General features: G+C 33.3%; 19 protein-coding genes. 12 read left to right on the forward strand and 7 right to left on the reverse strand.

The window, feature by feature from the left end; all coding sequences use genetic code 11:
* Positions 1 to 10 precede the first annotated feature (10 nt).
* Positions 11 to 1,115 (reverse strand): peptide chain release factor 2 gene (gene prfB / locus MK119_RS07275; RefSeq protein ID WP_290672356.1). Its coding sequence is split into 2 segments (ribosomal slippage): positions 11 to 1,051 and positions 1,053 to 1,115, totalling 1,104 coding nucleotides; the frame shifts between segments, so codons are not numbered across the junction.
* 140 nt (positions 1,116 to 1,255) lie between these two features.
* On the opposite strand from prfB, the gene MK119_RS07280 reads away from it, so the two are divergent.
* On the forward strand, positions 1,256 to 3,676 hold the full coding sequence (locus tag MK119_RS07280) for a zinc-dependent metalloprotease (RefSeq protein ID WP_290672359.1): 2,421 nt from the start codon (positions 1,256 to 1,258) through the stop codon (positions 3,674 to 3,676).
* 41 nt (positions 3,677 to 3,717) lie between these two features.
* Entirely contained in the window at positions 3,718 to 4,740 is a 1,023-nt protein-coding gene (locus tag MK119_RS07285; protein WP_290672362.1) for a GntG family PLP-dependent aldolase, read from the forward strand.
* 60 nt (positions 4,741 to 4,800) lie between these two features.
* On the opposite strand, the gene MK119_RS07290 is transcribed toward MK119_RS07285, so the two are convergent.
* Positions 4,801 to 5,130: a YegP family protein gene (locus MK119_RS07290; protein ID WP_290672365.1), complete on the reverse strand. Its 330-nt coding sequence runs from the start codon at positions 5,128 to 5,130 to the stop codon at positions 4,801 to 4,803.
* A gap of 245 nt (positions 5,131 to 5,375) precedes the next feature.
* On the opposite strand from MK119_RS07290, the gene MK119_RS07295 reads away from it, so the two are divergent.
* Complete coding sequence (locus MK119_RS07295) at positions 5,376 to 7,055, forward strand: OmpA family protein (protein WP_290672367.1); 1,680 nt, start codon at positions 5,376 to 5,378, stop codon at positions 7,053 to 7,055.
* A 156-nt stretch (positions 7,056 to 7,211) separates the two neighbouring features.
* Here MK119_RS07295 and MK119_RS07300 read toward each other — a convergent pair whose 3' ends face one another.
* Together MK119_RS07300 and MK119_RS07305 are read right to left on the reverse strand one after the other, a co-directional pair.
* On the reverse strand, positions 7,212 to 7,454 hold the full coding sequence (locus tag MK119_RS07300; RefSeq protein ID WP_290672369.1) for a hypothetical protein: 243 nt from the start codon (positions 7,452 to 7,454) through the stop codon (positions 7,212 to 7,214).
* A gap of 313 nt (positions 7,455 to 7,767) precedes the next feature.
* Positions 7,768 to 8,094, reverse strand: a complete 327-nt coding sequence (locus MK119_RS07305) for a YbaB/EbfC family nucleoid-associated protein (protein WP_290672372.1) — start codon at positions 8,092 to 8,094, stop codon at positions 7,768 to 7,770.
* Between the two features lie 140 nt (positions 8,095 to 8,234).
* Here MK119_RS07305 and MK119_RS07310 point away from each other — a divergent pair, with 140 nt between their 5' ends.
* The 3 genes from MK119_RS07310 (at position 8,235) to MK119_RS07320 (ending at position 12,912) form a co-directional block, all read left to right on the forward strand.
* Positions 8,235 to 10,295 (forward strand): S9 family peptidase, encoded by a 2,061-nt coding sequence (locus tag MK119_RS07310; protein WP_290672374.1) that lies wholly within the window; start codon positions 8,235 to 8,237, stop codon positions 10,293 to 10,295.
* Positions 10,296 to 10,380: 85 nt separating this feature from the next.
* Positions 10,381 to 11,421 (forward strand): cysteine synthase family protein, encoded by a 1,041-nt coding sequence (locus MK119_RS07315; protein ID WP_290672377.1) that lies wholly within the window; start codon positions 10,381 to 10,383, stop codon positions 11,419 to 11,421.
* Between the two features lie 231 nt (positions 11,422 to 11,652).
* On the forward strand, positions 11,653 to 12,912 hold the full coding sequence (locus MK119_RS07320) for an aminotransferase class I/II-fold pyridoxal phosphate-dependent enzyme (RefSeq protein WP_290672380.1): 1,260 nt from the start codon (positions 11,653 to 11,655) through the stop codon (positions 12,910 to 12,912).
* Between the two features lie 85 nt (positions 12,913 to 12,997).
* On the opposite strand, the gene MK119_RS07325 is transcribed toward MK119_RS07320, so the two are convergent.
* Positions 12,998 to 13,318: a hypothetical protein gene (locus MK119_RS07325; protein WP_290672383.1), complete on the reverse strand. Its 321-nt coding sequence runs from the start codon at positions 13,316 to 13,318 to the stop codon at positions 12,998 to 13,000.
* Positions 13,319 to 14,045: 727 nt separating this feature from the next.
* On the opposite strand from MK119_RS07325, the gene MK119_RS07330 reads away from it, so the two are divergent.
* The 4 genes from MK119_RS07330 to MK119_RS07345 all read left to right on the forward strand — a co-directional run bounded on the left by MK119_RS07330 (position 14,046) and on the right by MK119_RS07345 (position 20,402).
* On the forward strand, positions 14,046 to 15,248 hold the full coding sequence (locus MK119_RS07330) for a DUF4856 domain-containing protein (RefSeq protein WP_290672629.1): 1,203 nt from the start codon (positions 14,046 to 14,048) through the stop codon (positions 15,246 to 15,248).
* 108 nt (positions 15,249 to 15,356) lie between these two features.
* Positions 15,357 to 16,469, forward strand: a complete 1,113-nt coding sequence (locus tag MK119_RS07335) for an imelysin family protein (protein ID WP_290672386.1) — start codon at positions 15,357 to 15,359, stop codon at positions 16,467 to 16,469.
* A 155-nt stretch (positions 16,470 to 16,624) separates the two neighbouring features.
* Entirely contained in the window at positions 16,625 to 17,995 is a 1,371-nt protein-coding gene (locus MK119_RS07340; RefSeq protein WP_290672389.1) for an HTTM domain-containing protein, read from the forward strand.
* Positions 17,976 to 20,402, forward strand: a complete 2,427-nt coding sequence (locus MK119_RS07345; RefSeq protein WP_290672632.1) for a TonB-dependent receptor — start codon at positions 17,976 to 17,978, stop codon at positions 20,400 to 20,402. The genes MK119_RS07340 and MK119_RS07345 overlap by 20 nt, the downstream gene beginning before the upstream one ends.
* A 261-nt stretch (positions 20,403 to 20,663) precedes the next feature.
* Here MK119_RS07345 and MK119_RS07350 read toward each other — a convergent pair whose 3' ends face one another.
* Both MK119_RS07350 and MK119_RS07355 read right to left on the reverse strand, forming a co-directional pair.
* The gene (locus tag MK119_RS07350) at positions 20,664 to 21,482 is read right to left on the reverse strand and encodes a tetratricopeptide repeat protein (protein WP_290672391.1); all 819 of its coding nucleotides are present in this window, start codon (positions 21,480 to 21,482) and stop codon (positions 20,664 to 20,666) included.
* Positions 21,473 to 22,027, reverse strand: coding sequence for a sigma-70 family RNA polymerase sigma factor (locus tag MK119_RS07355; RefSeq protein WP_290672394.1), 555 nt, complete (start codon positions 22,025 to 22,027; stop codon positions 21,473 to 21,475). Before MK119_RS07355 ends, MK119_RS07350 begins: the two co-directional genes overlap by 10 nt.
* A 79-nt stretch (positions 22,028 to 22,106) precedes the next feature.
* Here MK119_RS07355 and MK119_RS07360 point away from each other — a divergent pair, with 79 nt between their 5' ends.
* Together MK119_RS07360 and MK119_RS07365 are read left to right on the forward strand one after the other, a co-directional pair.
* The gene (locus MK119_RS07360) at positions 22,107 to 23,402 is read left to right on the forward strand and encodes a S8 family serine peptidase (RefSeq protein WP_290672397.1); all 1,296 of its coding nucleotides are present in this window, start codon (positions 22,107 to 22,109) and stop codon (positions 23,400 to 23,402) included.
* 26 nt (positions 23,403 to 23,428) lie between these two features.
* Entirely contained in the window at positions 23,429 to 26,185 is a 2,757-nt protein-coding gene (locus MK119_RS07365; RefSeq protein ID WP_290672400.1) for a CHAT domain-containing protein, read from the forward strand.
* The last annotated feature ends 400 nt before the right edge of the window (positions 26,186 to 26,585 follow it).

Raw genomic sequence — 26,585 nt, forward strand, 5'->3', positions numbered from 1 at the left:
ATATATATTGTTATAATTCATCTTCTTTCTTTTGTCCCATCGTCATTAAATACGCTTTTAAAAACTCATCAATATGTCCATTCATTACAGCATCTACATTTCCGGTTTCGTGAGCAGTACGTACATCTTTTACCAGTTTGTAAGGATGCATCACATAATTTCGGATTTGCGATCCCCATTCAATCTTCATTTTTCCAGCTTCTATATCGTCACGCGCTTCCATCTGCTTTTTCAACTCAATTTCATACAATTGCGATTTCAACATTTGCATGGCTCTTGCACGATTATCGTGCTGCGAACGTGTTTCTGAACAAGAAATTTGAATTCCTGTAGGTTTATGAGTTAGCTGAACTTTGGTTTCAACTTTGTTTACATTTTGTCCTCCAGCACCACTTGAACGTGCCGTCGTAATTTCAATATCTGCAGGATTGATGTCAATTTCAATAGTATCATCTACTAATGGATATACATATACAGAAGCAAACGAGGTATGACGTTTAGCATTGCTATCAAAAGGAGAAATACGTACCAAACGATGCACGCCATTTTCACCTTTTAGCCAACCAAAAGCATAATCGCCTTCAATTTCTAAAGTAACTGTTTTAATTCCAGCAACATCACCCTCTTGATAGTTGAGTTCTTTGACTTTATAGCCTTGTTTTTCAGCAAACATTAAATACATTCGCATGAGCATACTAGCCCAGTCACAACTTTCCGTTCCACCAGCGCCAGCCGTAATTTGCAGTACAGCACTCATATTGTCACCTTCGTCAGACAACATATTTCGGAATTCTAAATCCTCAATTTTTATAGTAGTTTTTTCAAATTGTGCGTCTACTTCTTCAACAGTGGCATCACCCTCTTTGTAGAATTCATACAAAACCTCTAGATCTCCAATTAAGTCAGCAACTTCATTGTAGTCGCCAACCCATTTTTTTTCTCCTCGGAGTTGTTTCATAATGATTTCGGCTTTTTTCGGATTGTCCCAAAAGTCAGGAGCATAAGTTTTCTCCTCTTCGTTGGAAATTTCTATCAGTTTGGCATCTATGTCAAAGATACCTCCTTAACGCACCAAGGCGATTGATAAGATCTTTTATTTGATCTGATGTTATCATGTTTATTCTTTTAATTCCTACAAAAATAAGATGTTTTACGTATATTCATAGCCTAAATTAGAAAAACCACTAGAATCAACAAAACTACTGTTTCTTGTCATAAAAATGACAATTCTAGTTTGATATAAATGACACTTGTAATGAATAAATATATTTTCTTGGTTTTCATTTTCTTATACACTTCAGTGAGTGTGTCTCAAGAGCAAAAGAAAACGTATCCACGTCAACAATATGAAGGATTTTTTAATTTTTCTTATGAAGAGAAAACCGATAAAATCTTTTTAGAAGTAGAAAAATTGAATGAAGATTTTTTGTACGTGTATTCATTAGCAAGTGGTGTTGGCTCTAATGATATTGGTTTAGACAGAGGACAAATTGGTAATGAAGTAGTAGTTCAATTCCAAAAAATGGGGAATAAATTGATGTTGGTGCAGCCAAATTTGCGATACAGAGCTAATACTACGAACGATTTGGAACGAAAAAGTGTAGAACAAGCTTTTGCAAAATCAGTGTTATTTGGTTTCCCGATTATTTCAGATAAAGACAAAAAATATACGATTGATTTGACGCCTTTTTTATTACAAGATGCACATGGTGTCATAGGCGCTTTAGCAGGTAATAAGCAAGGAGTTTATAAGGTTGATGAGACAAAAAGTGCACTTTCTTTAGAGAGAACCAAAGCATTTCCTAAAAATATAGAGTTTGAAGCACTGTTAACGTTTTCAGGAAAGCCAAAAGGAGGAAACATAAGAAGTGTAGCACCTAATGCTTCATTGGTTTCCGTAACACAACATCATTCGTTTGTAGAATTACCAGATGATAATTATAAACCAAGAGTCTTTGACCCGAGAAGTGGAGCCATAAATATTTCATATTACGATTATGCAACACCGATTGAAGAACCGATGTTGAAACGTTTTATAACTCGTCATCGTTTGGAAAAGAAAAATCCGAATGCAGCTAAAAGTGAAGCAAAAGAACCTATCATATATTATCTGGATCCTGGAACTCCTGAACCTGTACGATCTGCTTTGTTAGATGGTGCGCGTTGGTGGAATGAAGCTTATGAAGATATAGGCTATATCAATGCTTTTCAAGTAAAAATGTTGCCAAAAGATGCAGATCCAATGGATGTACGTTATAATGTAATTCAATGGGTACATCGTTCTACACGTGGTTGGAGTTATGGTGCAAGTGTTTTAGATCCTAGAACAGGAGAAATTATTAAAGGGCATGTGAGTCTAGGAAGTTTGCGTATTCGTCAAGATTTTTTAATTGCACAAGCATTGTTAAATGCTCCTTTTGAGAAAAGTGATGTCAATTATCAACCGATGTTACAGATGGCGTTGGCACGTATACGTCAATTATCAGCCCATGAAGTAGGACATACAATTGGATTTGCGCATAACTTTGCTGCAAGTACCAATAACAGAAGTTCTGTGATGGATTATCCACATCCAACCATTAAAATTACCAATGGAAAGATAGACTTATCTGACGCGTATGCAATAGGTATTGGTTCATGGGATAAAGTTACGGTAGCATATTCATACTCAGAGTTTAATTCTGCGGAAGCGGAAAAAATAGGCTTACGAAAAATTCTAGATGATGCATACAAAGCTGGACATCGCTTTATTACAGATGCGGATGCACGACCAGCTGGCGGTGCACATGCCAATGCGCATTTGTGGGATAATGGAAAAAGTGCTGCAGCAGAATTAGAAAATGTATTGGATGTACGTGCTTTGGCCATCAAAAACTTTTCAAAAGATAATATTCGTAGCTATGAACCATATACGGTTTTAGAAGATGTGTTTGTATCTTTATATTTCTTTCATAGATATCAAACAGAGGCAACTTCTAAGCTTATTGGCGGATTGGAATATAATTATGCAACCAAAAATGATGGACAATTAATTACAGAAGCAGTTTCACCCAAAAAACAAAGAGAAGCTTTGAATGTAATTTTACGAACCCTAGATGTAAAAACGTTAAAAATTCCATCTAAAATTCTTGATTTATTTCCTCCTAGAGCTTATGAATACAGACGATCAAGAGTATCATTTAAAGGAAATACTGGAGTTGTCTTTGATGCCGTAAGTCCAGCAGCAACGGCAAGTGATATGACATTAAAGTTTTTATTTCATCCAGAACGTGCTGAACGTTTAATTCAACAAAAAAGCCTTGATAAAAGACAATTGGATTTTATGGAAATGACCGAAATAATTTTGGATAAAACCTTATACAGAAGTTATTCCAATGCATATGATCGAGAGTTAGGACATGCAGTCAATGTAAATGTATTGAAGCATTTAATGAATTTAGTAAAACATGCAAACGCATCACCAGCTGTAAAAGCTCAAAGTCAGTATATATTGCATGAAATTGCAAATAAGTTAAGATTAAAAAAATATAAGGACGAGGCAAAACCCTATCAATTCTATTATTTGGAAATGTTAGATCAGTTTAAGAAATACCCAGAAAAGTTTAAACCAGAAGCATCTCCAAAAATTCCAGACGGTTCTCCCATAGGAACAGACAATTGTCATTATAACCATTGATAATCTTTAACCTAAAAATCAAATACCCAAAACCAAAAAAAATGCGAATCAATTTAATAAGTGATACGGTTACCAAACCGACTCCACAAATGCTCAAAGCAATGTTTGATGCAAAAGTAGGAGATGATGTTTTTAAGAAAGATGAATCTATTAACCACTTAGAGAAAAAAGTAGCTGAAATGTTTGGCAAAGAAGCTGCATTATTTTTTCCGAGTGGAACGATGGCGAATCAAACAGCCATTAAATTACATACCAATCCAGGCGATCAAGTTATTTGTGATAAAGATGCTCATATTTATAATTATGAAGGTGGTGGTGTAAGCTTTAATAGTGGAGCATCTTGTAAATTGATTGATGGACATCGAGGCATGTTTACCGCAGCGCAAGCCAAAGCAGCGATTAATCCGCCAGACTTTTATCACAGTCCTTTGAGTTCATTAATAGCACTAGAAAATACCGCTAATCGTGGCGGTGGAGCTTGTTGGGATTTTAATGAAATAGAAAAGATTCATGCAGTAGCACGCGAACATGATTTAGGGTTTCATCTAGATGGAGCACGCTTGTGGAATGCTTTGGTAGAAAAAGGAGAAACTCCTGAACAATATGGAAAAATCTTTGATACAATTTCTGTGTGTTTGTCCAAAGGACTAGGGTGTCCAGTAGGTTCTGTTTTAGTTGCTGATGAAGAAACAATTCACAAAGCCTTGCGAATTCGTAAAATATTAGGTGGCGGAATGCGTCAAGCAGGATATTTGGCAGCCGCAGGAACTTATGCTTTAGACCATCATGTAGAGCGTTTGGCAGAAGATCATGAAAAAGCTAAGGAAATAGGAAAAGTGCTCCAAAGTTTAGCAATCATCAAAAAAGTAGAGCCTATAGATACCAATATTATTATTTTCTATTTACAAGACGATGTTGACGAAAAAGATTTTTTGGATAAGCTTGATAAGCTTGGTATAGATTTGATTGGAATGGGAAGTGGAAAACTTCGAATCGTAACTCATTTAGATTATACTGCTGAAATGCATCAACAATTCTTAACAGTGATAAAAGAAGTCATATAATCATCTTACAACACATAAAAAAAGCAGCTCATTGAGCTGCTTTTTTTTAAACATATTTTTCTACTCTGTCAGGTCTTTAACTTCTGCGCTTCCAGCATTTTTCTTTACAGATTCAATTCCGTTCTCCATTCCTGCTTCGCTTGCGTACATTTGACTACTTCCAATTATTTGTCCGTTACCAGCTTTTAAATTGAAATGGAATTTTCCATTTTTAGCAGTTTTACGCTCAAATTTACTATCGTCAATAGAATTCTTTTTGCAAGATTCTATACCGTTTTTAGCACCGCTTTTATCAGCATATCCTTGGCTAGACATGATGATTTGTCCATTCTTAGCTTTTAGATTAAAGTAGAACTTTTGATTGTTTTCACTTTGGAATAATTCAAACATATTTAATTAGAGATTTAGTTAGATAAGTAAATATATCAAAAATATATGGTAAAAGAAATGTAGAAAAGTGCATTTTTAAAATATCCTACAGGGTTTTTCCCTAAAAAATGCTTTTTAGCGAAAAAAAGTGCTTTTTGACGCAATATTATGTAAGCATAGTATTATCGTAATGGATTTGACTTAATAATAGATAATTTCGTTCAATGTTGATCATTAATAACAATAAATAAATAATCATTTAAGACATGAGAAAAAAACTATTTTTCGGACTAGCCTTAGTCTTTGGTTCTTTTGCTTTCGCGCAAGATTTGCCAACAAATCCAGAGCCAGGAAAATGCTATGTTCGTTGTGTTACACCTGATGTATACGAAAATCAGGACGTGCAAGTTATGGTATCGCCAGCCTACAAAAAGCTGAAAGTTGTCCCAGCAAAGTATACCACTGTAAACGAAACTGTAGTATCAAAAGTAGCAGGAGAAGAATTAGCTGTTGTCCCAGCAGAATACGGAACTGAAACTTTTGAAGTAGTAACAAAAGAAGCATCTCAGCGTTTAGTGAAAGTCCCATCACAAAAGAGTAGAGATACTGAAACTGTAGTTGTAAAAGAAGCAAGCTACAGATTAAAAATTGTTCCTGCAGTGTATGAAACTAGAACTTTTGACGTGGTTACAAGACCTGCGTACCAAAAAGTAGAAATTGTTCCAGCTGTGTATGAAACAAGAGATGTTGTGATTATGGTAAAAGAAGCTTCTCAACGTTTAGAAGTTATTCCTGCTGAGTGGGGAAAAGAAACTGTAACATATAATAAAAGAGAGTACGGTTCTTCTATTAGTATTAAAAGAGCATCTTTTACAAGTGATTTTGAAACTATTGAAATAAAGCCTGCTGCTGCAGAATGGCAAATGAGTGAAATTCCTCCAGCAGATTGTAACTCTTCAAATCCAGATGATTGTAGATACTGGTGTTACAAAGCAATTCCTGCTCAAAACGAAGTTGTGCCTGTACAGCGTTTAGCAGCAGATGCTTCTTCTGTAAGAACTCCTGATTGTGATCCTAACAATAATGGTGGAAAGCCATGTGGAGAAGGAACATTTACAAGAACTATTATGGTGAAACCGCCTAGTACTCGTGTTATTACAATTCCTGAAGTAACAAAAACTATCAAGAAAACGGTAATGGTTACGCCTCCAACTACACGTATTATTGATGTACCTGCAGAAATTAAAACGATGAAGCGTAGAGTAATGGTTACACCTCCAACTACGGAAAGAATTGAAATTCCTGCTGTAACTGAAACTGTTAAGAAAACGATCATTACAAACGAAAGTACTCGTGTTGAAGATATTCCATCTGTAAGCAAGACGTTTAAGAAAACAGTAATGACTTCTGCACCTTCTACAAGAGCAATTCCTGTAGCTCAAAAGCAAGCTACTTTAAAGACTACAAAATTAGTCGAAGATTCTCGTGTAGTTGAAACTGAAGTTCCTGCAGTATACAAAACAGTAACAAAAGAAGTTTTAACTAAAAAAGGTGGTTTAACTACTTGGAAAGAGGTAGATTGTAAATTGTTAACATATAATAATTTAAACATCAACTGGAACTTAGGTAGTGCTACATTAACAGCTGCTGCTAAACGTGAAATTGATCAAAAATTATTACCAGTTTTACAAACAGGAGTTTCTGTAGAAATCGCTTCTCATACAGATTCAAGAGGAACAGCTGCTAGTAACGAAGCTTTATCACAAAGAAGAGCGCAATCAGTTACAAATTACTTAATTTCTAAAGGAATTAACGCTAGTAAAATTGTTTCTAACGGATACGGAGAAAGAAGATTATTAAACAGATGTAAAGATGGTGTTTCTTGTACAGAAAGAGAGCACTTGCAAAACAGAAGAACTCAATTTAGAGTATTAGATCAAAAGTAATTTAGACTAAAACAATAAATAGTTTTTGAAATATAAGGGAAGTTAATGGGCTAGCCTTTTTTGAGTACTATTTAATTGTAGAATAAAAAAAGATGGTTGAGAATTAGTTTTCAGCCATCTTATTTCTTTTACTGATAAAATAATGTTTATTGCTATTTAACAAGTAACATATAAAGTAGGACAGTTTTGTATTGTTGGAGGCTCACAACCTACTGAAGGTGCACAAGTATCTGTTTCCACAGGAGCAGGACATGGTGCATGTCTTGCGTTGATAGACGCACAAGTAAATGGACAAGAATTTTGCCAAGTAGGCCCACCACCTACTACTGTGTTTGATTTAAGATTGGAAACTACGTTTTTACCTAAACTTAACTTTTGTGAAAATTTGTTTTTTTTCATAATTAAAATTTTGAAATGATTTAGTTATTTGTGTCTAATGTAAAAGCAAAATCATTAAAAATGCTACTGTAGTTTCCAGAGCAACTATTTTAGTTTCCAAAATGAAATGTTTCTTTGAAATTACCAAAAAAGTAAATGGGAGAAATAAGCCTTACCGAAATATCTTATAATCTAAAAAAGTACATTCTGTGATGCTGTTGGAGTAATTTTAAGTTTTTAAATTGAATAAAGCGACTTCTTTTCCAAGAAAGAATAAAAAAATCGCCTAAAATTATTTTTAGACGATCTCTTTCGTATGATTATTGCTGAATTTTTATTTAGAAAACATATCCATACCAGGAATATTTGGTATTCCGTCTTTTGCTACAGCAGATACTTCCGTTTCATGAACTTCTCCAGCACGCTTAATAGCTTTATTTAGAGTTAAAATTAAATAATCTTCCAATTGTTCTTTATCTTCTAAAAGTTCATCAGCAATTGTAATAGTTTTAATCTCACGATTAGCAGTGACGGTCACGCTTAATAAGCCATCAGAACTTTTCTCATCAATCAAAACTGAATGCAAACGCTGCTTTGTTTCTTCTACTTTTTTCTGGGTTTCTTTTAGTTTACCCATCATTCCCATTAAGTCTCCAAACATTTGTATATATAATTAAAGGTTACTAAGCACAAAATTATTAAATTGTGGACTTTTTAAGACACTTTTTAAATGAAAAAAAGAGTAATCGTCTTATAGATTAGTTTAATACACTTAAATTTCTGTAAAAAGAAGCTTCAAACATGAAAAAAGACATACCTGTACCCGTCGTCGCCAAGAAACCTACAAAACTTGAAAAACATGGCGATGTAAGAATTGATAATTATTATTGGTTGAATGACAGAGAAAATCCAGAAGTCATTGCCTATTTAGAAGCAGAAAATGCATACAATGTTACTCAAACAGCGCACACAAAAGATTTTCAAAAAGATTTATTTGAAGAAATAAAAGGTAGAATAAAAGAAGACGATTCTTCGGTTCCGTATAAGTTGAATGGATATTGGTATATAAAGAAGTTTGAAGAAGGAAAAGATTACCCAATTCACGCTCGTAGAAAAGGCTCGTTAGATGCTCCAGAAGAGATTTTATTTGATGTAAACGAAATGGCAAAAGGACATTCGTATTACAAGCTTTCAGGAATCAGTATTAGTCCTGATAACAAATTGGCTGCCTTTGGTGTTGATACGGTAAGTAGACGTCAATATGTAATTCATATTAAGAACCTAGAAACTGGAGAAATTTACCAAGAGCGCATCGAGAATACAACGGGTAGTTCAACTTGGGCAGCAGATAATAAAACATTATTTTATACAAACAAAGATGAGCAAACTTTACGCTCAGAGAAAATATACAAGCACAAACTCGGTGATGATGTAGCAAATGATGTAGTAGTGTTTCATGAAACAGACGAAACCTTTATCACATTTATCTACAAAACAAAATCTAAAAAATACTTAGTTATTGGCTCACTTAGTACCTTGACTATGGAATACCGAATCTTAGAAGCAGATAATCCAGACGGAGAATTTAGAGTCTTTCAAGAACGTGTTCGTGGTTTAGAATACAGTATATCGCATTACCAAGATCATTTTTATGTATTGAGTAATAAAGATGAAGCGATGAACTTTAAACTTTCCAAAACTCCTGAAAACAATACAGGAATGACACATTGGGAAGACATCATTCCGCATCGTCCAAATGTACTCTTAGAAGATATTGAAATCTTTAAGGACTATTTGGTATTGAGTGAACGTGACAATGGTTTAAATAAAATTAGAATCATTCGTTGGGACGAAACAGAAGATTACTATTTACCGTTTGATAATGAAACGTATACGGCGAATACAAGTGTCAATGTGGACTTTGATACTGATATTTTACGATATACATACAATTCAATGACAACACCAGCTTCTGTGATCGATTTTGATATGCTGACTAAAACCAAAGAAGTTAAAAAAGAGCAAGAAGTATTAGGAGGAAAATTTGATAAAAATAACTATACGTCAGAGCGCTTATGGGCAACATCTGCCGATGGAACTGAAATTCCGATGTCAGTAATCTATAGAAAAGGCATCAAAAAAGATGGATCAAATCCATTATTACAATACGCGTATGGCTCCTATGGTTCTACAATTGATCCTTATTTCTCTTCGGCAAGATTAAGTCTGTTGGACAGAGGATTCATTTTTGTACTCGCACATGTTCGTGGAGGAGAATATTTAGGAAGGAACTGGTATGAAACTGGAAAACTAAAACACAAGAAAAATACTTTTACAGATTTTATTGATTGTTCTAAATATTTGATTGAACAAAAATATACTTCGCCACAACATTTATATGCATCAGGTGGAAGCGCAGGAGGATTATTAATGGGAGCAATCGCAAACATGAGTCCCGAATTGTACAATGGGATTATGGCTTCAGTTCCTTTTGTAGATGTTATAACCACAATGTTAGATGATAGTATTCCGTTAACTACTGGAGAATATGACGAATGGGGAAATCCGAACGAAAAAGAGTATTATGAATACATGAAGTCGTATTCGCCTTATGATAATGTAGAAGCGAAAGCCTATCCAAATATGTTAGTCACAACAGGATTACATGATTCGCAAGTACAATATTGGGAACCTGCAAAATGGGTAGCTAAGTTACGAGAGCTAAAAACGGATGACAATATTTTACTCTTACATACCAACATGGAAGCAGGTCATGGAGGCGCTTCTGGACGCTTCGAAGCTTTGAAAGAAGTAGCCGAAGAATACGTGTTTTTACTGGACTTAGAAAATATAAAGGAGTAATTAAAAAATTTAACTTAAATTTGCAAGGTTTTGCTTATTTTCGAAACGTATAAAAATAAAACCCTGTACCAACTTAATAGTTTTTATGGAACAACAAATTAATGCTTTTGATAATGTACTCGAACTTATCGGAAACACACCTTTGGTTAGATTAAATCATATTACAAAAAATAAAAAAGGAAATTTCTATGCAAAGGTTGAGGCATTCAATCCAGGACATTCAACAAAAGATAGAATCGCTTTATATATTATTGAAGAGGCAGAAAAGAGAGGAATCATCAAACATGGTGATACTATTATAGAAACGACTTCAGGAAATACAGGATTTAGTATTGCAATGGTAAGTATCATTAAAGGATACGAATGTATATTAGCAGTGAGTTCTAAATCTTCTAAAGATAAAATAGACATGTTGCGTTCTATGGGCGCAAAAGTATATGTGTGTCCTGCACATGTCAGTGCTGACGATCCACGTTCCTATTACCAAGTAGCAAGACGTATTCATGAAGAAACAAAAGGTTCTGTGTACATCAATCAATATTTTAATGAATTAAATATTGATGCACATTACAAGACAACAGGTCCAGAAATTTGGAAACAAACAAACGGACAAATCACACACTTTGTAGCTTGTAGTGGAACAGGAGGAACCATATCAGGAACTGCAAGATATCTAAAAGAGCAAAATCCTAATATTCGAGTTTTAGGAGTAGATGCTTATGGCTCTGTATTGAAAAAATACCACGAAACTAGAGAGTTTGATGCTAACGAAATCTATCCATATCGAATAGAAGGACTAGGGAAGAACTTAATTCCTACGGCAACAGATTTTGATGTAATTGATAAATTTGTCAAAGTAAAAGATGAAGAAAGTGCACACAAAGCTCGTGAAATCTCCAAAACTGAAGGTTTATTCGTTGGCTACACAAGTGGGGCTGCCATGCAAGCCATAGAACAATTGGCAGAAGAAGGAGAATTTGATGAAAATAGTAATGTTATCGTAATCTTTCCAGATCACGGATCAAGATACATGAGTAAAGTGTACAGCGACGAATGGATGAGTTCTCAGGGATTCTTTGATAGTAAAAATCTTGAAGAAGCACAAAAAATAGAATACATCAAATAAAAAAAAACATATTCTAACATATTTAAAAACAGCATGATACAAATGATGCTGTTTTTTTGTACGATCTACTTAAAATCCATAAAGAATTTCTGAAATAAGTAGCAATCTAACATAAAAGGCTAATAATTATGATAGCCTCATAAAAATATTTATTTTTGCCGTTGAAGTTTCCAAAAAAACTTCATAAATTACAGTAACCCGAATTTGATACAACAAGAAAAACTAAGATAGATGAAGGATTTATTTGCTAAAATATACAAGGATAAAGGACCATTAGGAAAGTGGGCATCACAAGCAGAAGGATATTTTGTTTTTCCGAAATTAGAAGGAGAAATTTCTAATCGAATGAAGTTTCAAGGAAAAGATGTCATTACTTGGAGTATTAATGATTACTTAGGTTTAGCAAACAATCCAGAAGTTCGTAAAGTAGATGCGGAAGCTGCAGCAGCTTATGGTTCAGCATACCCAATGGGTGCACGTATGATGTCTGGTCACACAGATTTACACGAACAATTACAAAATGAATTGGCGGAATTTGTAGGGAAAGAAGCTTCTTACTTATTAAACTTTGGATATCAAGGAATGGTGTCTACGGTAGATGCTTTAGTGTCTAAAGATGACATTATTGTGTATGATGTAGATTCACACGCATGTATTATTGATGGAGTGCGTTTGCACATGGGAAAACGTTTTACCTTTAAGCACAACGATATTGAAAGTTTAGAGAAAAACTTAGAAAGAGCTACGAAAATGGCAGAACAAACTGGCGGAGGAATCTTAGTGATTTCTGAAGGAGTTTTTGGAATGCGTGGAGAGCAAGGAAAATTAAAAGAAATTGTAGCACTTAAGAAAAAATATAACTTCCGTTTATTTGTTGATGATGCACATGGTTTTGGAACACTTGGAGCAACAGGTGCTGGTGCAGGACAAGAACAAGGTGTACAAGACGAGATTGATGTGTACTTTGCAACGTTTGCAAAATCAATGGCGAGTACAGGAGCATTTATTGCAGCCGACAAAGAAATCATTGACTATTTAAAATATAACTTGCGTTCGCAAATGTTTGCAAAATCATTGCAAATGCAATTGGTAGTTGGAGCGTTAAAGCGTTTAGATATGTTACGCACCATGCCAGAATTAAAGCAAAATCTTTGGAAGATTGTAAATGCCTTACAAAGCGGATTAAAAGAACGTGGATTTGACATAGGAAGCACACAAAGTTGTGTGACCCCTGTATACTTAAAAGGAAGTATTCCAGAAGCAATGGCCTTGGTAAAAGACTTGCGTGAAAATCACGGAATTTTCTGTTCAATTGTAGTATATCCAGTAATTCCTAAAGGATTAATTTTATTAAGAATGATCCCTACGGCATCACACACTTTACAAGACGTGGAAGAAACATTAGAAGCATTCTCAGCAATTCGTACGCGCCTAGAAGACGGAACTTACAAAAGAGTTTCTGCGAAGTTGATGGAGTTGATGGGAGAGTAGTTTTTAACGAAATAGAAATATAAAAAACCGTAACTAATCATAAGTTACGGTTTTTTTGTGGAAATAAGTAGAAGTTCTATTCAACTCACAAAGCCTCTTCAACCGCCTTTGCATTCTCAAAAACAATAAACTTTACTACTTTTCCTTTTGAATCTTTCTCAAAATCAAAGCGTAAAGGAGCTTCTTTAATAAAAAGTATCGTTTCAGGTTCCGCGAATAACTTAGCATCCATTTTACCAGCTTTTATACGTAATATATTCTCCTTGCTATAAATAGTTACCATTCCTGTATTTGGCGCTTTATAGGTCCCAAAAAATGATTTGGCTAAAGTTTCTGACAGTCCAATTCCTGATTTTGAACTACTAGCGGAAGCTTTTTGATGATCATAACTCAACACGTGTGACATGCGCCATGTTCCATTTTCGTTTTTCCATACATGTTCGAATTTAGCAGCTTTTGTAAGTCTTTCTTTTTTCCCGTTTTCGGCTAAATATAAAAGATGCTCGCCAGTAATAATAGCTGTAATCTGTTAGTAAATATATCTTTATAGTTTCTTTAATTGCTTCTCTGCGTAGTTTGGTATTCGGATCTACGCAAAGCGAAATTTTTACCAATTCGATCAACTTCTTTGAAGTCTTTATAAGTCCACCTTCATGATGATAAAACTCCAAATCGTCTATCAAAAACTGTTTAAAATTATCGACAGTACAAGAATTGTAAGCGTTCCAAAATTTGACGTCTAAGGACAAAATTTGTTTTTAAGATTTTGAGTTGTAGTTTGACTAATTGTGTAATTAGAAAATAAAAACATTCCCAAAGACAGAATGACAGATGTAAAATTTTTCATTTGTATTTTATGTTAATTGATGAAAATGTATATCCTTGAAATGACTCAATAATAGTTCTGTATTAAATTGTTATTACTAAATAGGAGCGTTTAAAATGGGTTTTTACGAAGTATTCTATGGGATATAATATAGAAAATAGAATTTCGGGTAGTTGTAAAGTGCAGAAAATCAAGTAAATAAAATGTTATTTTTAATTTAACTAAGATTAATTCTAAATAAGCTTGCTCAATTCAAATCCACATAATATATTTGCTGAAAAATTAGCAATACAAAAAAAACATAATGATGAAAAAAGCATTTTTAGGATTATTAGCTCTTGCAGCTTTTACATTTACATCATGTTCAAGCGATGATGATGGAGGAAATGTAGTAGATAATGATGTAGTAGCACCAGCTACATATACATTTAGTAGAAATGGAGCTACAACAGTAGATTACAATGGACAAACGACTAGAATCCAAATGGGAGAAGAGCTTATCACAGCTCTTAAAAATAACACTGCAACAGAGGCGCAATTAGATGGAATGTTCGCACACGTTGAAGGAAATAATGACTTCAGTAATGCAGACTTAAATGCATCTGGTAAAAGTATTCGTAGCAAAACAGCTGCTTCTTCTGATTATTTTTCAGCAAACTCAACCGATGCAAATGCAATCAAAGCAGATTTTGATTCTTGGATTGCGTCACAAGTTTCTGAAGTATTTCCAGCTTGGACAAACAATGCAACAGCAGGAAATGCAGGGCAGTTGCAAGAAGCAGGTGGAGGTTCTACACGTTACATCAGTGCAAAAGGTTTAGAGTACAATCAAGCTGTAAACAAAGGATTAATTGGAGCTTTAATGGCAGACCAAATGCTGAACAACTACTTAAGTACTTCTGTATTAGATGCTGCAACAAATAGAGCTGATAACGATGCAGGAACAGTTGCTGATGGTAAAAATTACACAACCATGGAGCATAAATGGGATGAGGCTTTCGGTTATCTTTATGGGACTGACAATGCAACTGCTCCAACCTTAAACGAAGATAGCTTTTTAAATAAATACTTAGCTAGAGTAGAAGGTGATACAGATTTCGCAGGAATTGCATCTGATGTATACGAAGCATTTAAATTAGGTAGAGCAGCAATCGTAGCTAAAAACTATACTGTACGTGATCAACAAGCAGATATCATCAGAGAAAAAATCTCTACAGTCATTGCTGTGAGAGCGGTATACTACTTACAACAAGGAAAAAATAATTTGGCATCTGATAAGGCAAGTGCTTTTCACGATTTATCTGAAGGATTCGGGTTTATTTACAGTTTACAATTTACACGTAAGCCAGGAACAAATGCACCATACTTTACAAAAGCCCAAGTTGATGGATTTATCTCTCAGTTAATGACTGGAAACGGTTTCTGGGATGTAACACCTGCAACATTAGACGAAATTTCTGATACAATTTCAGCAGAATTCAGCTTTACAACTGCTCAAGCAGGAAGCTAAGAGAAATTATTTAGAATTAGTATAAAAAAGTAGCGAATGTATTAGGATAACACTCGCTGCTTTTTTATTTTTGCATTGTTTATTTAGAATAAATAGAAATAAGAAAAGATGAAGAAATTTTTTACAGTAGTATTAGCAGCCCTATTTGTTGCGGCTTGTAGTTCAAGTGATGATTCTACAGATACAAACGAAGGCGGAAATGGAACTGCTTTTGACAGAGCAGCAATGTTAAGTAATGTAGCAGATAACATTATCATTCCTTCATATGAAGCACTAAATACAGAGTTAGAAGCTTTAGTAACAGCAAAAAATAACTTTAATGCAATACCAAATCAAACAAATTTAGAAGCACTTCGTACAGCATGGTTAACAGCTTATAAAGCGTGGCAACATGTAGAAGCATTCAACATTGGACTAGCAGAGCAAACATTATATTACTTTCAAATGAATACATACCCTGTAAATACTACAGATGTTGAAAATAATGTTTCTAGTGGAAGTTACGATTTAACACATCCAAATAATAATGATGCAGTTGGTTTTCCAGCTTTAGATTACATGTTATATGGATTAGATTTGTCAGACACAGCTATCATTGCGAAGTATGATACAAATGCCGATTCAAGTAAATACAAAACATATCTCTCTGATTTAGTAAACCAAATGAAAACATTGACGCAATCTGTGTTAAGTGATTGGACCACAACGTACAGAGATACATTTGTTGCTAGAACGGCAAATACAGCAACGAGCGCAACAAATAAATTTGTTAATGACTTTATTTTCTATTACGAAAAAGGATTAAGAGCGAATAAAATTGGAATTCCAGCAGGAAACTTTTCTTCAACATCTTTGCCAGATAGAGTAGAAGCATTTTACAACAAAGAAGTATCTAGAGAATTAGCTCTAGAAGGATTACAAGCAGTACAAAATATTTTTAATGGAACTCACTTTGGTGGTTCTTCAAATGGAGAAAGCTTTAGAACATATTTAATCTCGTTAGATAGATCAGATCTAGCTACACAAATTATCAATCAGTTCAATACTGCTAGAGGAAAAATTCAAGAATTAAACACAAATTTTGTGACACAAATAAACACTGATAATACTAAAATGACAGAAGCGTATGATGCGCTACAAGCCGCTGTTGTTTTGTTAAAAGTTGATATGCTACAAGCATTCAATATCAACGTTGATTTTGTAGACGCAGATGGAGACTAAATAGCCAGATTATTCCTAAAGCTAAGGTTGTCGAATGAAGACAACCTTTTTTTGTATAAATGGTAAATGCTTCTGTTCTGTCCATGAAGTAAATAGAAGAAATAATTAAAAGCATTTCGATATAAATTTCGGAATATTCAAATCTCGATTATCGAGTGAGTCGTTTTCAAACATATTTGCAACAGCAAACTAATGCAGCGCCATTAGCTGTATTTCGTATTGGTTTTGGGTTGATGATGTGTTATGGAATGATTCGTTTTTGGGCAAATGGTTGGATAGAAAGTCTATATCTAGAACCAAAATTCCATTTTTCATACTATGGTTTCGAATGGGTAAAACCAGTAGGAAACTATACTTACCTCATCTTTATTATCTGTGGTTTGTCTGCATTTTTTGTTGCGCTAGGACTCAAATATCGATTGGCAATTATCACATTCTTTTTGAGTTTTACCTATATCGAATTGATGGATAAAACCACATATCTCAATCATTACTATTTTATTAGTATCTTGAGTTTTTTGATGATTTTCCTCCCTGCGAATGCCACTTTCTCAGTAGATAATTTATGGAGAAAAAGACGTTATGAAGCAATTCCAAAATGGACGATTAACGCAATACAACTATTATTAGGAATTGTGTATTTCTATGCAGGTTTGGCAAAACTTAATTCTGATTGGTTATTTAAAGCACAACCGCTAAAGATTTGGCTTCCGTCAAAATTTGACTTACCAATCATAGGAGAAACACTGATGCAGCAGGATTGGTTTCATTACGCTATGAGTTGGTCAGGAATGTTGTATGATTTATGTATTCCATTCTTATTACTCTACAAAAGAACGCGCATGTTTGCCTTTGCATTAGTCGTTTTTTTCCATGTATTTACGCGTGTATTATTTCCTATCGGAATGTTTCCTTTTGTAATGATTGTTGGAACACTTATTTTCTTTGATGCTGGTTTTCATCAAAAAATCATAGCATTTATAAAAAAAGCGATCAATCGTGTCATAAAAATCAAAACAGAAACCATACAAACGATCTCAAATTACAATTTCTCCAATAAAACCGTGGTCATTCCTATTGTAGTTACGTTCTTTGCAATCCAAATATTATTTCCGTTTCGATATCTGTTATATCCAGGCGAATTATTTTGGACAGAAGAAGGCTATCGTTTTTCATGGCGTGTCATGTTGATGGAAAAGGCAGGAATTTCAACCTTTAAAATTGTTGATGCAGAAACTGAAAACTTTTTTTATGTAAAGAATCGAGACTTTTTAACGGAGTTTCAAGAGAAACAGATGAGTTTTCAACCTGATTTTATTTTAGAATATGCACACTATTTAGGCGATCACTTTACGAGTCAAGGACATAAAAATGTACAAGTATTTGTAGAAAGTTATGTAGCACTCAATGGACGTTTAAGTAAACCCTATATAGATACAACTGTTGACTTATATCAGCAAAAAGAATCATTCAAACACAAACATTGGATTTTACCATTTAAAGATGATGACATTAAAGGATTTTAGTACACTTATGATCATTTGTTTGTTCAGCATTTCCCTAGCTGCACAACAAAAAATTTCTGGAACTGTAACTGCAACTGATACCCAAAAACCGATTGCGAATGTTGATATTTACGATCAATCTTCGGGGAAGTTAGCCACGACAAATGCAGCAGGTTATTATGAATTTACAACAGAGGAAAAGAAATTAACCCTTATCTTTTTTTCGTACGAATATAATGTTGTTGAAAAGTCGATTACTACAGATAAAAATGTAGTTTTTGATGTTTTATTACAACCTCTAGGAGAACAATTGTCAGAGGTTGAATTGAATGTTAGAAAAACAAAAATTTTCGCGTTAAAGCGACTAAAAGATGTAGAAGAAACGGCAATTTATGCAGGAAAGAAAACAGAAGTAGTTTTGGTTGAACAATCAATGGCAAATTTGGCTTCCAACAATGCACGCCAAATCTACAGTCAAGTTGTAGGCTTGAATATTTACCAAAATGACGATGCAGGATTGCAATTAAATATTGGAGGTCGCGGTTTGGACCCAAACAGAACAGCAAACTTTAATACACGTCAAAATGGCTATGACATTAGCGCGGATGTATTAGGATATCCAGAAAGTTACTATTCGCCTGCATCAGAAGGTTTACAGGAAATTCAAATTATTCGTGGAGCAGCTTCGTTGCAGTACGGAACACAATTTGGAGGTTTGGTTAATTTTGTCATGAAAAAACCAAATCAAGCAAAACCATTTGAATTTATCACAAGAAATACATTAGGAAGCAATAACTTATACACCAACTTTACCAGTGTAAGTGGAACAACTGGGAAATTTAGTTACTATTCGTTTTTTAACTATAAAAAAGGAGATGGATTTCGTCCAAATTCTGAATTCGAATCTAAAAATGCCTACGCACATGTTGGCTATCAATTCAATGAACGTACAAAGTTTGAAGCAGAAGTTACCTATTTACGTTACTTAGCAAAGCAAGCTGGTGGATTAACAGATGCGATGTTTAATGAAAATCCTTTTCAGAGTAACAGAGAGCGTAACTGGTTTCAAATTGATTGGTTGTTATATAACTTAAAATTTGCACATAAATTCTCAAAAGACACGAATTTTACCTTTAACTTTTTTGGATTAAATGCAGAGCGTAATGCATTAGGTTTTAGAACAAATCGTGTGAATCAAGTAGATCCAGGTGGCGAACGTGACTTGATAAAAGGTGACTTTAATAACTTCGGATTTGAAGCACGTTTGTTGAGTAAGTACGAAATCTTTGGGAAGAAATCGACCTTTTTAATTGGTTCTAAATTTTACAAAGCTGATAACACTAGTGCACAAGGTCCGGGAAGCTCAGGAAGCGATCCGAATTTTGAATTCCAAACAGCAGATTTTCCAAACTATCAAAATCAATCTGCTTATGATTATCCAAACTTGAATATGGCAATTTTTGGAGAGAATATTTTTTATCTAAATGATAAATTATCAATCACACCAGGTTTCCGATTTGAACATATCAAAACTGAGAGTGACGGATTCTTTAAGCGAATCAACTTAGATGGTGCTGGAAATGTTATTTTAAATGAAACGGTTGACAATAGCGAAACCCGTGAACGTTCATTTGTATTATTTGGACTAGGGGCAAGTTACAAACCGACAGATGCGGTGGAAATCTATGGAAATATATCACAAAACTATCGATCGGTGACGTTTACTGATATCAGTATCATCAATCCTGCGTTTGCCATTAGTCCAACCATTGACGACGAAAAAGGAATGACGATCGATTTTGGAGTTCGTGGAAACTACAAAAACTTCCTTTCCTACGATGTTGGTGCTTTTGGATTATTCTATAATGACCGAATTGGTTTTGTACAACGTGCTTTTACTGATGGAAGTGTAAAAAGTGAGCGCGGAAATATTGGTGATGCTGTCATGTACGGTTTTGAATCCTTATTAGATTTCAACCTGAATGAGCTTTTAATCAAAAACAATGATTTCAGTTTCAACTATTTCATCAATGCGGCTATTACAAATTCAGAATACACAAAATCAGATGAAAATGGTGTAGAAGGGAAGAAAGTTGAATTTGTGCCAAACGTAAACTTAAAAACAGGAGTTCGTTTTGGATATAAAAACTTCTTATCAAACATTCAGTACACGTATTTATCACAACAATTCACAGATGCTTCTAATGCGGTAGAAAGCAACTTAAGTGGTGTTATTGGTGAAATTCCTGCGTATGATATTTTAGATATATCGCTATCATATACGTATAAAAACTTCAAACTAGAAGCTGGAGTAAACAATGTATTGGACAACGAATATTTTACACGACGAGCGACAGGATATCCTGGTCCTGGAATTATTCCATCAAACAATAGAAATTTTTATACGACATTACAGATAAAATTTTAGTTTTCATCTAAATGCGGATTGCCGTAATTGATTAATATTTAGTGTTTTTTTTTTGATAAGAACATTAAATATTTATTATAGGAAAATTAGAATCGAACAAACTAGCTTTAAACAAAGAATTAATTATTAATCTTTAATCAAATAATATTGAAATAGATATGCTGAATTGTTCTTTAGGAAAGAAGACTCAATGTGGATGTCATTAAACAAGAAAAGCGAGCCTACAAACGGTTCGCTTTTGTTTCTTGTTAAAGAAGGTTTTTACTCAAGCTTTTTAAGCAACCCTCTCGCTTTTTCATATTTATAATTTTCAGAATCTTTTACCAATTCACGTAAAATCCCTATGGCTTTATCTTTATTTTTCATTTTAAGATAGATCATAGCTGTATACCAATTTCCTTTTGAACGCTCGTAAGGATCTTCAACATTAGCCAATTTTTGAAAAGTAGTGATGGCGTTATCATTTTCATCCAATAGATCATAAGCTGCTCCTAAGTATTCTAGGCTATGTATATAAAATTCATGCGATGGTGTAACTTGTTGAAAAAATGTAATGGCTTCTTTATAGTTTTCTTGTTTAAAAGCAGTTTCTCCGTGAGAAAAATTATTTTGATCTTGTCCCTTTTCCACAAAAGATGGCAACTCTGACCAGTTGATATACTGTTCATAATACGAACGATACGAAGAATTCATTTGCGTAAAATAAATTCCAAAAAATACAATAATGACAGCAGCTAAAGCGATATAACGATAGTATTTGCGCAAAGGGCTGACTTTTGTTTGTTCTTCTAAATATGCGTTTTCTGCATTACGAATACAGGCTGACAAACCCTGGTATTCCTGACTTCTAAGTTTAGATGTAAGTTCATTCATACGTTCTTTATATTCAGATCGCTGAACCGCATGCCATTCTTCTTTGCCAAGAATATCAAATAGTTGTTGTTGCAAACGTACTTCTTCCTGAAGTTCGGGTTCGTTTTGTAAACGCTTTTCAAAAGCTTCCTTTTCAGAAGTTGATAGTGTATCTTTCAAATAACCATCAATTTGTGCTAATAACTGCTCAGTAAGTTTTATTGCCATTTCTTTAGTTTTTGAAACAGTTTATCTTCCTTTATTAGTTTTATGAGTTTAGTTCTACATTTAAAAACACGTTGGCGTATCGTATTGATAGATGCATAAGCGTATTCTGTTAGAAGTTCCTCATAGCTTAATCCATTAAAATAACTACCTAGAATTTCTTTGCAATTTTCAGAGAGCAAATCAAACTTTTCAATATAAAAGTCAAACAATTCTTGTTCAACCACAAAAGTGCTCAATGCTGACTCTTTATCTTCTAGTGTCAAAGTGTCGGATTTTATTACCTTATTTTTTAACGTTTTTTTCCAAATATTTTTACAAACCACAAATAAATAGGCTTCAAAGGACTTTATTTCGCTTCTTTTTTCCTTTTGTGATACGATTATATACATGAGTCCATCGTGAAAAACATCAGAAGCATCTTGGGAATCTCCTCTATTTTTAAGTACAAATGATTTAATTTTCGGAAATAATTTGACGTAAATTTCTTTCGTAATTTTCTCATTTCCAGTAATAAGGGCGTTAATATATCTTTCACTATCTTTCATGAATATAACTAAGGTTAAAAATATTGGGTAATGTTTTTCGTGTTTCTACCCCTATATGTAAACGCAAAAATTAAATATTATGAGAAATATACAAAAACTTATTGCATTTGTATTTGCAATAACAATTTGTTCATGTACTTCAGATGATATTCTGAGAAACGAAATTATTGAACAAGTATCAGGTAAAGTTACAGGAGCCATAAACGTAACAAGTAAATCCAGTTTTTTTCCAATGTATTCAGATACTGAATTAGTAGTGCAATTTAAGGAAGGCACAACAGATTCTGAAAAAGATAATATAAGAACAATTAATGGTGTACAAAACTATGAAGTATGCCATTGTACAAATAAAGACATTGAGCTTTGGTTTTTTGGAGGTGCCATAAATATTGAACCTAAAAGAAGATCTATTAAAGATCAAGTAGATGAAGAAAGTGATACAGGAGTTAAAGCAGTTGATTACGAATTTATTTTTGGAGTAGATATTTCGAATCCATTTATAGGAACTGCTATGGATACTGGATATATCTCCTATATAAAAGAAGAAAACACAGGTATTACAATAGCTGTAGTTGATTCGGGAATTGCTACAGGATTAACGGTATTTAATACAGGTACAATGGCAAATAAATTTTTATATAATGCAGATGGTGCCGCTGTAGAAGATGAAAAATCTGGTTGGGATTTTGTTCATGAAGACCCAAATACTTTTGATGATAATGAAGGAAAACATGGAAGTATTATTTCGAATATGATAACTGATGCATTGACTACAAATATGATCGATCATCAAATATTACCCATAAAAGTTTCGAATGCTTTTGGACAAGCTAGTTATTTTGACTTCTTATGCGGAACATTGTATGCTGCTGAAAGAGCAGATATAGTAAGCATCAGTATGGGATGGTATTATGATGGTGATGCAGAGTCTTTAGAATCTATTTTTTCAAACATAGTTGCTGCTAATCCAAATGTAATTTTTGTTACTTCTGCAGGAAATTTGAGTAGCGATAATGATACGTTAAGACACTTTCCCTCATCGTATGAACAAGTAAATATTATAGCTGTTGCAGCAGCGAATGAAGTATTATCAAATATTTCAGATTTTTCTAATTATGGAGTGTATGGTGTTGATTTTTTTGCGCAAGGAGAGGGAATTCCTTTTTACGAGGTTTTTGTAGAAGGAACTTCATTTGCTACACCTAATGTGACTGTAGAAGTTGCTAACATATTTGATGAATTAGGAATATTAACTCCAGAAGTATTGATGGATGAATTATTGAATAGAGGAACGGAAGTGTCTGACTTATTTATTACTATAGGTGGAGAAGAAAGAAATACTAAGTACAATAAATTGATTATTCCATTTGATTAATAATTTATGCTTATTTTAGGGAAAAAATGATTTTCTCCTTAAGAATCATATTTATATTTTCAATTCTTATTCCAGGAACTAGTTATGCTCAAAATAGTGATTTGTTAGATCGTATTAAAAGCATCAATAAGATATTCAATGCTAAAGAACGTGTAAAGGAATTTGAGGTGTTGATTGCCAACATTGATGTTTCTGAAACTAAAAAAACAAAAGCTGCGCTTTTTCATGAAATAGCAAGAAGTTATAATAAAGCTAAAGATTATGAAAAAGCATTGCTTTATCTAACCAAGGCGATTCAAATTAAAAGTCAACTAAAAGGTCAAACTTCGCTTAACAAAAGTCTATTTCTAAAAGCTTCTGTACATCAAAAATTGAAACATATAACAGAAGCATATACTGTTTTATTGCAAATTACAAAAGCTAATGGAAATGATAAGTATACATGCAATGCATATCGAAAATTGGCAAATATTGAAAGTGATAGAGGTGATTTTTATAAAGCGTTATATCATTTAAATGCAGGTCTTTCCAATAAAAAAATATCAAAAAATGCAGATTTTAGAAGGCTATTGTCAGGTGCTATAATTGCAATATATTCAGTAATTTATGCAACTTCATTTGAGGAGAAAAAAGATATTTCAGATTTAGAAATTGTAAAACTCCATCAAAGAAACATTGAAGAGAATCTTTATTTATTTGAATCATCAAAGGATAGACTAGCCGCAGTTTATACCAATTTAGCGGTTGTTTATGATAGTTTTCAAGAGTTAGAAGATGCATTGAAATTTTATAAAGAAGCACAAAAAATATATAAAGAAATTGAGTATTTGTATGAAGAAAGAGAAGTAGCTCTTAACATTGGAATAGTATATTCTAGGCAAAAGAAACACCAACTAGCCAATGAACTGTATGAAAGAATTATTAAAGAATCTGATGATTATGCTCAAATAGCTAATGCATATAATAGCAAAGGCTATTTTTTACTTACAAAATCTGCTGTAGAAAAACTTCCATTTTTAGAAAAAGCAGTTACTTATGGCGCGGATATAAACGAACAACTAAAAACTAATTTTCGCTTACCAACTTTAGCAGAAATCAAGAACTCTGAGAATACATTAGATGTGTTGACATATTTGATCGATTTAGCAGATCATTATGTAAAAGTGTTCAAGGTAGATAATGAAAAAACACATTTGCTCAAAGCCAAAGATGCTGTACTACTAATTGATCAGCTGGTATCCTTGATTAGATACGATGTTAACTCTGAAGCTTCTAAGTTGTTTTGGATAGAGAAAGGAGTAAATAGTTATATGCTCGCTGTAGAAATCTGCTATCTTTTAAATGATGTAGAAAATGCTTTCTATTTTATGGAAAAGAATAAAGCGTTACTACTTCAAGAAAATATTAAAACACTACAGACAAAATTGGGGTTCAATATTCCAAAAGAATTGTCTGAACACGAATACAAGTTGAATTACGAAGTATTTAATTTACAAACACAATTTCAGCAAGAAATTGATAACGACTCCATACAACAAGCATTTGCAGACAAAAAGGAAGAATTTCAAATTTTTATAGATTCTTTAAAGCGTATGTATCCTGAGTACGTAAAAATAAAGGAGGAAGTTGAAATCGTTTCATTAGCACAAACGATAAAAAACTATAAAAAAGAAAATGCTGCTTTTGTAGAATATATTTTGCATGATAAACAAGGATATGGAATTTACTATGAAGGAAAAGGTTCGATTATTTTTAAAATATCCAATATTGAGAAGTTTCAAAAACAAATAGAAACATTACGTATACTTATGTCCGAACGGGATATGGATACTAAAGAAAGAAAAGAGTTTCAAACAATCGGATTTCAACTGTTTCAGCAATTGTTTCCATTTAAGAATGCTTTGCAACGTTTGCAAAACAAAAAAATCACCATCATTCCAGATCATACTTTACAGTATATTCCGTTTGAATTATTGACAACCACAAAAGAAGGGAAACTCTCAGAGGCCTATCTTGTCAATACCACAGAAATTTCATATTTGCAGTCGTTTTCACTTTTTAAGCAAATTCAAAAGAAGCAAAATAATCCCACAAAAAAATTGCTAGCAATCACGCCAATTGAGTTTAAAAACAAGGAATTACCCTTACTATCTGAAGCAACGGAAGTATTTACCTCTTTTGTAAAAGATACAACTTCAGTAGTATTGCAAAAAGATCAAGCAACCAAAGCAAATTTTTTAAAACATAGAAAAGACTTTGAAATTATTCACCTCAATACGCATGCTGGTTTAGACAGTATTTCAACGACTCCTTGGATAGCTTTTTATGATAGTAACTTAACACTTACAGAGCTTTTTGGGCTTGAAAATCAGGCAGAATTAGTGGTGCTAGATGCTTGCAAAACAAACGATGGAGTGAACCTTTCTGGTGAAGGCATCATCAATCTTTCCAGAGGTTTTTTCTATAACGGAACACAAAGTGTATTGGCTTCACAATGGAATGTAAATGAAAAAACAGGAAATGAAATATTACAAACATTTTACAGTAAATTAGAAAACGGGTATTCCAAATCAAAAGCATTACAGTTAGCCAAAAAAAAATACCTACAAACGCATGATGACGCTAAGCAAGTTGCACCATATTATTGGGCAGCATTTACACTTACAGGAAGTACAAAAGTTGTGATAGCGCAATCATGGTTCAATATTACAACAATAACTATTGTAAGTATTATGTTCGTTTTAGTACTATTCTTATGGAAAAGAAAGAAAATATTTAAATAGTATAAAGTTTTTATTTATAGTTTGTTAAGTCGGTTTTTAAAAAAAACTGACTTTTTTATGTCTTATCGGGTAATGAATCTCTAAAAACATCCCATATAAATGAAGATATAAAGGGAGAACTCGAAAACCTTTAAAAGAGTAGAGATCATTATATAACTACAAAACTCAGTAAACAATTATCATCTACTACTAACAATCAACAATGACATATCTACAATAGATATATTAAACTAATAAGGGAAATATGTATAATAGATACATCCTCAGACCAACTGAAAATTGTATCAAATTTTTGCGTTGATTATGCATATGAAGAAAGGCTTTCTGTAATGGAGAGCCTTTTGGATATTTATAGAAGTACATAGAATTTAAAAATAGTAAATGTGTTCCATAAATTATT

Source organism: Kordia sp. (genome assembly GCF_022447245.1).
Taxonomy (GTDB): Bacteria; Bacteroidota; Bacteroidia; order Flavobacteriales; family Flavobacteriaceae; genus Kordia.

Coding starts and splice junctions, on each gene's coding strand:
- MK119_RS07280 (WP_290672359.1), top strand. CDS start 1,256: ATGAATAAATATATTTTCTTGGTTTTCATTTTCTTATACACTTCAGTG.
- MK119_RS07285 (WP_290672362.1), top strand. CDS start 3,718: ATGCGAATCAATTTAATAAGTGATACGGTTACCAAACCGACTCCACAA.
- MK119_RS07290 (WP_290672365.1), bottom strand. CDS start 5,130: ATGTTTGAATTATTCCAAAGTGAAAACAATCAAAAGTTCTACTTTAAT.
- MK119_RS07295 (WP_290672367.1), top strand. CDS start 5,376: ATGAGAAAAAAACTATTTTTCGGACTAGCCTTAGTCTTTGGTTCTTTT.
- MK119_RS07300 (WP_290672369.1), bottom strand. CDS start 7,454: ATGAAAAAAAACAAATTTTCACAAAAGTTAAGTTTAGGTAAAAACGTA.
- MK119_RS07305 (WP_290672372.1), bottom strand. CDS start 8,094: ATGTTTGGAGACTTAATGGGAATGATGGGTAAACTAAAAGAAACCCAG.
- MK119_RS07310 (WP_290672374.1), top strand. CDS start 8,235: ATGAAAAAAGACATACCTGTACCCGTCGTCGCCAAGAAACCTACAAAA.
- MK119_RS07315 (WP_290672377.1), top strand. CDS start 10,381: ATGGAACAACAAATTAATGCTTTTGATAATGTACTCGAACTTATCGGA.
- MK119_RS07320 (WP_290672380.1), top strand. CDS start 11,653: ATGAAGGATTTATTTGCTAAAATATACAAGGATAAAGGACCATTAGGA.
- MK119_RS07325 (WP_290672383.1), bottom strand. CDS start 13,318: ATGTCACACGTGTTGAGTTATGATCATCAAAAAGCTTCCGCTAGTAGT.
- MK119_RS07330 (WP_290672629.1), top strand. CDS start 14,046: ATGAAAAAAGCATTTTTAGGATTATTAGCTCTTGCAGCTTTTACATTT.
- MK119_RS07335 (WP_290672386.1), top strand. CDS start 15,357: ATGAAGAAATTTTTTACAGTAGTATTAGCAGCCCTATTTGTTGCGGCT.
- MK119_RS07345 (WP_290672632.1), top strand. CDS start 17,976: ATGACATTAAAGGATTTTAGTACACTTATGATCATTTGTTTGTTCAGC.
- MK119_RS07350 (WP_290672391.1), bottom strand. CDS start 21,482: ATGGCAATAAAACTTACTGAGCAGTTATTAGCACAAATTGATGGTTAT.
- MK119_RS07355 (WP_290672394.1), bottom strand. CDS start 22,027: ATGAAAGATAGTGAAAGATATATTAACGCCCTTATTACTGGAAATGAG.
- MK119_RS07360 (WP_290672397.1), top strand. CDS start 22,107: ATGAGAAATATACAAAAACTTATTGCATTTGTATTTGCAATAACAATT.
- MK119_RS07365 (WP_290672400.1), top strand. CDS start 23,429: ATGATTTTCTCCTTAAGAATCATATTTATATTTTCAATTCTTATTCCA.